Annotated in this window: 1 protein-coding gene; it reads left to right on the top strand. The window is 62.2% G+C overall.

All coding sequences use genetic code 11. The features are described 5' to 3' along the window. The gene (gene tuf, locus BLR29_RS31820; protein WP_092144099.1) at positions 1 to 1,191 is read left to right on the top strand and encodes an elongation factor Tu; all 1,191 of its coding nucleotides are present in this window, start codon (positions 1 to 3) and stop codon (positions 1,189 to 1,191) included. The last annotated feature ends 5 nt before the right edge of the window (positions 1,192 to 1,196 follow it).

Here is a 1,196-nt window from a genome sequence, read left to right as displayed (position 1 = left end):
ATGGCAAAGGAAAAGTTCGAGCGGACCAAGCCGCACGTGAACGTAGGTACGATTGGTCACGTTGACCACGGCAAGACGACGCTGACGGCAGCGATTGCCACGGTGCTGGCCTCGAAGTTCGGTGGCGCCGCCAAGAAGTACGACGAAATCGACGCAGCGCCGGAAGAAAAGGCTCGCGGTATTACCATCAACACCGCGCACGTCGAGTACGAAACGGCCAACCGCCACTACGCGCACGTTGACTGCCCGGGCCACGCTGACTATGTGAAGAACATGATCACGGGTGCCGCCCAGATGGACGGCGCGATCCTGGTGTGCTCGGCCGCTGACGGCCCGATGCCGCAGACGCGTGAGCACATCCTGCTGGCCCGCCAGGTTGGCGTGCCGTACATCATCGTGTTCCTGAACAAGTGCGACATGGTGGATGACGCCGAGCTGCTCGAGCTCGTCGAAATGGAAGTGCGCGAACTCCTGTCGAAGTATGACTTCCCTGGCGACGACACCCCGATCATCAAGGGTTCGGCCAAGCTGGCGCTGGAAGGCGACAAGGGCGAGCTGGGCGAAGTGGCCATCATGAACCTGGCCGACGCGCTGGACACGTACATCCCGACGCCGGAGCGCGCTGTGGACGGCACGTTCCTGATGCCGGTGGAAGACGTGTTCTCGATCTCGGGTCGTGGCACGGTGGTGACCGGCCGTATCGAGCGTGGCGTGGTGAAGGTCGGTGAAGAAATCGAAATCGTGGGTATCCGCCCGACGGTGAAGACCACCTGCACCGGCGTGGAAATGTTCCGCAAGCTGCTGGATCAAGGTCAGGCTGGCGACAACGTGGGTCTGCTGCTGCGCGGCACGAAGCGCGAAGACGTGGAGCGCGGCCAGGTGCTGTGCAAGCCGGGTTCGATCAAGCCGCACACGCACTTCACCGGCGAGGTGTACATCCTGTCGAAGGACGAAGGCGGTCGTCACACGCCGTTCTTCAACAACTACCGCCCGCAGTTCTACTTCCGTACGACCGACGTGACGGGCTCGATCGAGCTGCCGAAGGACAAGGAAATGGTGATGCCGGGTGACAACGTGTCGATCACCGTCAAGCTGATCGCCCCGATCGCCATGGAAGAAGGTCTGCGCTTCGCTATCCGTGAAGGCGGCCGTACCGTCGGCGCCGGCGTCGTGGCAAAGATCCTCGACTAAGCAGT

It is taken from the genome of Cupriavidus sp. YR651, assembly GCF_900101625.1.
In the GTDB taxonomy this organism is placed as follows: domain Bacteria; phylum Pseudomonadota; class Gammaproteobacteria; order Burkholderiales; family Burkholderiaceae; genus Cupriavidus.
The sequence above is the reverse complement of the archived record's forward strand: the minus strand, read 5'-3'. Positions and strand labels throughout refer to the sequence as shown.